Source organism: Anaerolineae bacterium (assembly GCA_014360855.1).
Taxonomy (GTDB): domain Bacteria; phylum Chloroflexota; class Anaerolineae; order JACIWP01; family JACIWP01; genus JACIWP01.
In genome coordinates this window covers 1-8,292 of sequence record JACIWP010000131.1, presented here as the reverse complement: position 1 = coordinate 8,292, position 8,292 = coordinate 1, and the positions used below count along the sequence as shown (strand labels likewise).

The 8,292-nt window shown below is 64.4% G+C and carries 9 protein-coding genes; all 9 read right to left on the bottom strand.

What is annotated here, in order from left to right:
• Positions 1-371 (bottom strand): aminoacyl-tRNA hydrolase (gene arfB, locus H5T60_08480; GenBank protein MBC7242466.1); only part of this gene is annotated, 371 nt, incomplete at its 3' end.
• Between the two features lie 82 nt (positions 372-453).
• Positions 454-1,461 carry a dTDP-glucose 4,6-dehydratase gene (gene rfbB / locus H5T60_08475; GenBank protein MBC7242465.1) on the bottom strand — a complete coding sequence of 336 codons (1,008 nt, stop codon included), beginning with the start codon at positions 1,459-1,461 and terminating at the stop codon, positions 454-456.
• Positions 1,462-1,511: 50 nt separating this feature from the next.
• Complete coding sequence (locus tag H5T60_08470; protein MBC7242464.1) at positions 1,512-2,939, bottom strand: B12-binding domain-containing radical SAM protein; 1,428 nt, start codon at positions 2,937-2,939, stop codon at positions 1,512-1,514.
• A 34-nt stretch (positions 2,940-2,973) separates the two neighbouring features.
• A complete protein-coding gene (locus tag H5T60_08465) occupies positions 2,974-4,038 on the bottom strand; it encodes a glucose-1-phosphate thymidylyltransferase (GenBank protein ID MBC7242463.1) in 1,065 nt (354 codons plus the stop codon).
• A 35-nt stretch (positions 4,039-4,073) separates the two neighbouring features.
• On the bottom strand, positions 4,074-4,919 hold the full coding sequence (locus H5T60_08460) for a hypothetical protein (GenBank protein MBC7242462.1): 846 nt from the start codon (positions 4,917-4,919) through the stop codon (positions 4,074-4,076).
• 27 nt (positions 4,920-4,946) lie between these two features.
• Positions 4,947-5,621, bottom strand: coding sequence for a CpsD/CapB family tyrosine-protein kinase (locus H5T60_08455; protein MBC7242461.1), 675 nt, complete (start codon positions 5,619-5,621; stop codon positions 4,947-4,949).
• Complete coding sequence (locus tag H5T60_08450; protein ID MBC7242460.1) at positions 5,618-6,361, bottom strand: hypothetical protein; 744 nt, start codon at positions 6,359-6,361, stop codon at positions 5,618-5,620. Before H5T60_08450 ends, H5T60_08455 begins: the two co-directional genes overlap by 4 nt.
• 93 nt (positions 6,362-6,454) lie before the next feature.
• On the bottom strand, positions 6,455-7,198 hold the full coding sequence (locus H5T60_08445; GenBank protein MBC7242459.1) for a hypothetical protein: 744 nt from the start codon (positions 7,196-7,198) through the stop codon (positions 6,455-6,457).
• Positions 7,195-8,292, bottom strand: a 1,098-nt coding sequence (locus H5T60_08440; protein MBC7242458.1) for a glycosyltransferase, incomplete at its 5' end; no start/stop codon positions are given. The genes H5T60_08445 and H5T60_08440, both read right to left, overlap by 4 nt.

Below are 8,292 nucleotides of genomic sequence, written 5' to 3'. Positions count from 1 at the left end.
CGCTCGCGCGCCGCCGGATGCGGTTGGGTCGGCAGGCGCGGCCGGCGCGGGCGCAGGGCCTGCGCCAACAGTTTCTGAAAGCGCTCGATGACCTCCTGCCGGTTCTGCCGCTGGCTCCGCCGCGAGGCGGCGAACAAATGCAGTACCCCATCGGAGTCAATATACGTGCCCAGCCGTTCCAGGATGCGCTCCCTCTGCCATTCGTTCAAGGATGGCGAACGGCGCACGTCGAAACGCAGTTCCACCCGTGTCTCGGAGGTGTTGACGTGCTGTCCGCCTGGGCCGCCGGCGCGCGAGAAATGAAAGGAAAGCTCTTCCATTGGGATGGAGAGGGAAGGGGTAATTTCCAGGCGCTCGGTTTCCTCGCTCATGAGATTCATCCTGATATGCCCGCCGGCGGGATGGGAAAGGGCCGCGCCCTCCGGCCGGCCCTTTCCGGAATAGGCGAGGGCATCAGCGCTGGAGGTACTGCCGGCGATAATATTCCTTGTACTCCCCACTCTTTAAGGGGCGCCACCACTCCTCATGCTCCACGTACCAGCGCACCGTCTTCTCCAGCGCCTCTTCGAAGGTATGGCGCGAGCGCCAGCCCAGCGCCTTGATCTTGTCGCAGTTGATGGAATAGCGGCGATCATGGCCCGGGCGGTCTTTCACGAATTGGATGAGGCTCTCCGGCTTGCCGAGCAGGCGCAGGATCATGCGCGCCATGTCAATATTGCGGGTCTCGACCCCGGTGCCCAGGTTGTACGCCTCGCCGGGCTTCCCGTGGTGCAGGACGATGTCAATGCCCTCGCAGTGATCCAGCACGTATTGGTAATCGCGCTGCTGCGTGCCGTCGCCGTACAGCGGCAGAGGCAGGTCGTCAATGGCGTTGGTGATGAAGAGGGGCACCACTTTTTCCGGATATTGATACGGTCCGATGTTGTTGGAGCCGCGCGTGATGGTGACCGGCAGGCCGTAGGTCACGAAGTAGGCCTGCACCAGGTGCTCGGCGCCGGCCTTGCTGGCCGCATAGGGACTGCGCGGCCGCAGGGGGTCCGTCTCCACCGATGAACCCTCCAGTACCTCGCCGTACACCTCATCGGTGCTGACCTGGTGGAAGCGCTCCAGGCGGAACTCCTTGACCGCCTCCAGCAGGACGTAGGTGCCGTAAATGTCGGTGCGGATGAAGGCATCCGCGTCCATGATGGAGCGGTCCACATGGGTCTCGGCGGCGAAGTTGACGATGGTGTCGATGTCGTACTGGCGGATGGCGGCGCGCACGGCCTCGGCGTCGCAGATATCGCCGCGCACGAAATGGTAGCGGGGGTGGCCGGCCAGGTCGGCCAGGTTGGCCAGGTTGCCGGCGTAGGTCAGCTTGTCGAAGACCAGCACGCGATAGTCCGGGTACTTCTCCAGCAGATAGTGCACGAAGTTGGAGCCGATGAAGCCGGCGCCGCCGGTGACCATGATGTTTCTCATTGTGACGTTGCTTCCATCCTCCCTCGTGGTCGTGATAGGCGTGGTCAGGATCAGGCCGGCTGGGCGGAGCCGCGCGCCAATCCCAGCATCCGCCCCAGCTTGCGGACGATCTTGCGCGGATTGGCATAGCGCTTCCAGGTGCGCGCCGCCCAGCGCCGCAGGCGGTTGTACCAGGTACGGCGCTGGGATTCCTCCAGCGCCCACTGCAGGAAGGTATAATCCTGGCCCTTGATCTTCATCTCCGTCGGGTTGCGGCGGTACTGATCGTGGCTGGTGATGAGCGAGAGATCATGCTCGATGCAGTAATCGTACAGGTCACTGCCGGGGTGGGGCGTGTAGAAGGCCGGGCTGTAGTAGTCCGGATCAATTTGCTTCAGCATGGAGATGGTGTCCATGACCTCCTCGCGCGTTTCGGTGGGGATGCCCAGCATGTAGTTGGCCCAGATTTTGACGCCGTAGCGCTTGCAGATGCGGGCCGCCTCCAGGTTGATGGCGCGCGTGGTGCCTTTGCGCAGGAAGCGCAGGACCCGGTCATTGCCGCTTTCGAACCCGATGAAGTACCCCTTCAGTCCCACCTCGGCCATCAGCTTGACCATGTCGGGGTTTTTCACGATGATATCGGCCCGGCTCTGGCAGAAGAAGGGCTGGGTGAAGCCGGCCTCGCGGTAGGCCTGGCAAAATTCGATGACCCATTCGCGGTCCTCGGTCAGGCAGTCGTCGTGGAACATGAAGCTGGCGAAATGGTAGCGCTCGCGCAGTTCCTGGAGCTCGCGGATGATGTTGGGGACGGAGCGCCGGCGCACCCGCCGGCCGAAAATCTTGCGCTCCGCCGGCTGGCAGAAGCTGCAGTTGTACATACAGCCGCGGCCGGCGATGATCGTCAGGAAGGGCGGCGGCAGTTCCTCCACAAAGGGCACCTCGGGGGAGTCCAACGTGTAGCCGTGCTTGCGCCACTCCTCCAGGAACAGCTCGCGGTCCGGGAAGGGCAGGGCGTCCAGGTCCGGCATCTGGCCCAGCAGGACGCGGTCCTCGGGCCGCCGGCCGGCTTCCAACTCGTTCAACAGCCAGGGGAAGGTGATCTCCCCCTCTCCCAGGACGATGTAGTCAATGGCCGGGTTGGCGGCGACCTCCTCTACGGCCACGGTGGGGTGCGGTCCGCCCACCACGGCGACCAGTTCCGGCAGGATGGCCTTGGCGCGACGGATGGCCTCGTTGGCCGGGTTGAAGTCTACGCTCATCATGGTGACGCCGATGACATCCGGCCGGCGCGCCGCGATCTCCGCCTCGAACTCCTCCCACCCCTTCAGGGCGCGCAGGTCGATCAAATCCACGTGAAAGCCCTCCGCCTTGGCGGCGGAGCTGATATGCGCCAGGCCGTGGCTGACCCAGCCGGCTTCCATACCGTGGGCCAGGGAGTTGAAGCCGTAGCCGGCGATGCCCGGGTAGATCAGCGTGACCCGTGTCCGTTTCTCAGGCATATGCTCCTCTCCCTCGTATGAGATGCCGCCGGCGTCACAGGATGCCGACGCGGCTGTTGTCTCCCAGCGTCATCTTATAGGCCTTGGGCTTCAGCGGCGAACGCCGGATCTCCACATTGCGGCCGATCAGGCTGTCCTCGATGCGCTGAGGGATATCAATAATCTTGCTGTACTCCAGCACGATGGAGTGCTCGATCTCGCTGTCCTCGATGAGCACATGGTGATAGATGGAGGTGAAGGGGCCAATGTAGGAGTTGACGATGCGCGAGTATTCCCCGATGATGGCCGGCCCGCGGATCCTGCTGTTGATAATCTCGGCGCCCTTCTGAATGGTCACCTTGCCGTTGATCTCCGAATCCCGATCCACATACCCCTCAATGGTGTGGTTGATCTCGTCCAGCACCAGGCTGTTGGCCTCCAGCAGATCTCCCGGCGCGCCCGTGTCGATCCACCACCCCTCATGGATGTGCGGGTAGACCTTATAGCCATGGTCAATCAGGTACTGGATGGCATCGGTGATTTCCAGCTCCCCGCGCCAGGAGGGGGTGATGGCGTTCACCGCCTCAAAGATGTGGTGGTCGAACATGTAAATGCCCACCAGCGCCAGGTTGGACTTGGGATGGCGCGGCTTTTCCACCAGGCGCACGATGCGCCCGTCCTTTAGCTCGGCCACGCCGTACTGCTCGGGATGCTCAACGCGCTTCAGCACGATCTGGCAGTTGTAGTCGGAGGTGGCGAACTGCGCGATGAGGGGTGAGATGCCGCCCTGGATGACGTTGTCCCCCAGGAACATGACGAAGCGCTCGTCCCCGAGGAAGTCCTGGGAGATTTTCACCGCATGGGCCAGGCCCAGGGGGGCCTCCTGACGGATATAGGTGATGCGGCAGTCCCAGCGCGAACCGTCGCCGACGGCCTCCATGACTTCTTCGGCGGTATCGCCGACGACGATGCCGATGTCGCGGATGCCGGCCTCCACAATCGCCTCGATGACCCGGAAGAGCACCGGCTTATTGGCGATGGGCACCAGCTGTTTGGCGCTGGTATAGGTGATGGGATACAGCCGGGTCCCTTTTCCGCCGCTCAGGATCAGCCCTTTCATCGCTTCCTCTCCTGACGATGAATGTGGTACGCGAATCAGCCTGACGAGAGGTGCCGGCCGCTGAGTGCCCGCACCCACCAGGATTTGCCCCGCCGCACCCGGCTCAGGGGTGGGTCGGGGGAGATGATCTCGCCGGCCAGGATGGCGCGCGGGATATCCCGCACCATCTGTTCCGCTTCCGCCGGCCCGATGATCTCGCCGGCGGCGGCCACAGCGGTCGAAAGCTCCGGCCGCCGGCGGTGGTCGTTATGGGCGTCCGTGGCAATGACATGCGCCAGCCGGCCGCGCAGTAGATAGGCCGCGGTGCGCGCGACGGGTGTCCCGAACTGGCCGGCCAGGCTGGCCGCGGTAATCTGCACCAGCGTTCCCCGTTCCACCAGCGGCGCCAGCATGCTCGGGTTCGCCTGTACCAGGGCATTGCGCTCTGGATGGGCCAGCATCACCCCATAGCCCTTGACCTGGAGATGAAAGACCAGTTCCTCGGTGTACAGAGGAAACGCGGAGTGGGGCATTTCCAGGAGCACGTAGCGGCTGTCTGCCAGCGGAAATGCCCGTCCATCCTGCAACTGCTCCAGCAGATCGAAGTCAATGTAGATCTCGACGCCGGGCAGAAGGCACAGGGGAATGCCGGCCTGATGGCACTGCTGTTGTAATGCCGCCGTTTCCCGGCGGATGCGCGAGCGGTGATCCGCTTTTGTCCATCCCACATTGTGCGGGGTGGCCGCGATGCAGGCGATGCCGTCTGCGGCGGCGATGCGCGCCATTTCCAACGCCTGCTCCAGGGTCTGCGGCCCGTCGTCCTCCCCGGGCAGGATATGGGCGTGCAGGTCAATCCGACCGTCCAGCGCCGGCAAGCCACTGCTGTCCATTGCCTCAGCCATCTGCCCACGCCGCAAGGAAATGCACTGTTATCCCTCTCCGTAATAGCGGTGCAGGGTGGCGTCAAAGGAGACGTTGGTCAGCACCACGCCCACCACGCGCGCGTTCACGCGCTCCAGAAGTTCCTTGGCCTGGAGCACGTAGTCGCGTTTGGTAATGCCGGCGCTCACCACCAGCAGTACCCCGTCCACCCGGGTCGCCAGGATGGCGGCATCGGTCACGGCGATGACCGGCGGTGCGTCGAAGAGCACCATGTCGGCGCGCGCTTTCAGGGCCTCGATGACCTCGACCATGCGCCGGGTGGCCAGCATATCCGCCGGGTTGGGCGGCAGGGCACCGCTGGGCAGGAGCCAGAGGTTCTCCACCCCGGTGGCCAGCAGGGGCGGGTCCTTCATCGCCCCTTCATCCACCATCATGGTGGTCAGGCCACGCGAGTTATCCAGCCCGAAGAAGGTGTGCAGGCGCGGCCGGCGCAGGTCACAGTCTACCAGGATGGTTTGCCGGCCGGCCTCCGCCATGGTGACCGCCAGATTGGCCAGGGTGGTGGACTTGCCCTCTTCCGGGCCGGCAGAGGTCACCACCAAGGTCCGGAGGGGATTGTCCAGGCTGGAAAACTCCAGGTTGGTGCGCAGGGTGCGGTAGGCTTCGGCGATGGGTGAGCGCGGGTCCTGCACTGTGATGAGCTGGGTATGCGATTCCGTCATTTGGATCCTCTTCCCAGGGCCTGATAGGGTTCAGGTGATGCAAGGGCGCGGGCTTTGCGGCGGGAGCGCCGGCCGGCGGAGGATTCGACGCCGGCGGGGATGGTGCCCAGCACTGTCCATCCCACGAAACGCTCCACATCCTCCGGTGCCCGCACGATATCCGATTCCAGCCACTCCATGAAGAAGACGATGATGGCCCCCACAATGGCCCCGAAAATGAGGCCGACCAACACGTTCATCTTCGTCTTGGGGGTGTGGATCTCGGCGCGCCGCACATTGTCCACGATGGAGACCACGATGCGGTCGCGCTGGTCCTGCTCCTGGTTCCACTGCTCCCGCTCCTGTACGAAGAGTTCCGCCATGGTCTGGGCGATTTGCATGGCGACCTGTGGGTCGCTGTCCCGGGCCTCGATCTCGATGGTATAGTTGGACGCGTCGGAGCTGATGAAGACCTTGCTCTTCAGCTCATCGGTGGTCATGTCGAGCTGGGCGCGGTCAATGACCTTCTGGGCCATGGAGTGGCTGTTCAGGCGCACCACATAACTGCGCAGGATGTCTTTGACGGTGTTGCTGAGTCCCCAATCGAGGCGCGCCGGCTCGACGCTGAGCTGGATATTGGCCTTGTAGATAGGGGTCTGGAGCTTGCTGAAGCCGAAGGCGGCGGCGCCGGCGATGAGCGCCACCAGCACGATGATCCAGCCCCGCTTGCGCAGTATCTTCAGGTAATCCTTCAGTTCCACCGCGAACCTCTCCTCTCTATTCTCCACCCCGTTCCCGAACTGCACTGTAAAATTGTACCACAGGAACGGCACATGGGCAAAGGCAGGGCCTTTTTACGGCTTCCGCCGGCCCCAGGGGAAGCGCCGGCGCGTCGGTATCTGTCCCAGCACCACTAGGCCCATCGCCTCGACATCCTCTTTACCCCGCACGCTGACGTCCAGATAGTCCAGCAGGAACGCCAGGGCAATGCCGGCCACCAGCGCCAGGAACAGCCGGATGGGCAGGTCCAGCCGCTCGCGCAGGCCCGGCCCCACCGGCGCGATCACCGGCGCATCTATGACGTAAATATCCGCCCCCTCGGTTCCCAACTGGGCGAAATACTTGGCGTTCTCCTCCCGCAGGGCGCTCACCGCCGCGTCCGCGATGGCGCGCAGTTCCTCCGGGTTCGGCCAGGTGATGGTAATGGTCAGGATGCGGTGGAGCTGTTCCGAGACAGTGGCGCCCTGGATGGCGCCGGCCGGCACATGGATGGGGGGATTGGTGCCGGCCAGCCGGGCGCTCACGTCATCGGCAAAGGACTGGCTCTTTACCAGCTCGCTGAAGCTGTCGATCAGATATTCCGACGTCAGCCAGGTGTAGTAGCGGTCGTAGGTATAGGTGGTAGGGCCGCGTTCCTCGGGCTTCAGGCCCACCGTCACCCGCAGGCGTGCCTGGTACATCTGCGGGCGCGCCGGCATGGTCAGCGCGGAAATCACGCCCGTCAGCAGTAACAGCCCCACCACGATCCACCAGCGCTTCCAGATGATGTGCCAGTAGCGCCGCAGTTCCATCGCCCGGCTTCCTCCTGTGACGTTCATGCCCGTTGTGGCGCCGGCAGGGACGCCGCATGTTCGGCATAGGCCCGCTCCACGTAGGCGCGAAACTCCTGCCGGAAGCGCTCCGCGGAAAAGCGTTCTGCCTGCCGGCGCAGTTCCAGCGGGTCGAAATGGTCCTCTCCCAGCGCCTCCAGCCGGCGCACCGCTTCCGCCAGCGCCGCCGGGTTCTGCTCGTGGAATAAGACGCCGGTGAGGCCATCAATGACGGTATCCAGCGCCCCGCCGCCGGCATAGGCGATCACCGGCCGGCCGGCGGCCAGCGCTTCCACCGGCGCGATCCCGAAATCCTCCAGGCCGGGGAAAATGAAGGCCCGACAGCCGGCCATCAGCTTCGCCAGCTCCTCGTCGCTGACCCGTCCGAGGAAGCGCACATTCGGCCCGGCCATGGCCTCCAGCCGGCGGCGGTCCCGCCCATCGCCGGCGATGACCAGCGGCCGGTCGAGCTGGTTGAAGGCCTGCACGGCCAGGTCAATGCGTTTATAGGGGATCAGGCGGGAGGCGATGAGATAGTAATCGTGCGGCCCATCTGCCGGCCGAAAGCGCTCGGTATGCACCGGCGGGTAGATGATGTCCGACGGCCGGCGGTAAACGCGGGCGATGCGCTGTTGGACCTCCCGCGAGATGGCCACGAAGCGGTCCACCCGATCCGCCGCCAGCCGGTCCCACAGCCGCAGGTACTGCAGGAAGGGCGCCAGGACGGCGCGGGCGGCGCGGCCGGCCTGTTCCCGCTCCAGGTATTCCCAGGTGTTCCACAGGTAGCGCGTGGGGGTGAGGCAGTAGCAGATGTGCAGGGTGCCGGCGGGGGTGATCACCCCGTGGCAGAAGCCGCTCTTATTGGTGATGACCACGTCGTAACTGCGCAGGTCCAGGCTCTCGAAGGCCAGGGGATACATGGGCAGGAACAGTTGATGGTGGCGCTTGACCAGCGGCCAGCGGTCCAGAAAGCTCGTGCGGATGTCCCAGGCCTGATACGCCGCCGGCATCTTTTCCCGCCAGTAAATAGACGTGTAGATCGGCGCCTCGGGGAAAATGCGCACCAGCTCCTCCAGCACCCCCTCGGCACCGCCCATCTGGTT

Coding starts and splice junctions, on each gene's coding strand:
- rfbB (MBC7242465.1), bottom strand. CDS start 1,461: ATGAGAAACATCATGGTCACCGGCGGCGCCGGCTTCATCGGCTCCAAC.
- H5T60_08470 (MBC7242464.1), bottom strand. CDS start 2,939: ATGCCTGAGAAACGGACACGGGTCACGCTGATCTACCCGGGCATCGCC.
- H5T60_08465 (MBC7242463.1), bottom strand. CDS start 4,038: ATGAAAGGGCTGATCCTGAGCGGCGGAAAAGGGACCCGGCTGTATCCC.
- H5T60_08460 (MBC7242462.1), bottom strand. CDS start 4,919: ATGGCTGAGGCAATGGACAGCAGTGGCTTGCCGGCGCTGGACGGTCGG.
- H5T60_08455 (MBC7242461.1), bottom strand. CDS start 5,621: ATGACGGAATCGCATACCCAGCTCATCACAGTGCAGGACCCGCGCTCA.
- H5T60_08445 (MBC7242459.1), bottom strand. CDS start 7,198: ATGAACGTCACAGGAGGAAGCCGGGCGATGGAACTGCGGCGCTACTGG.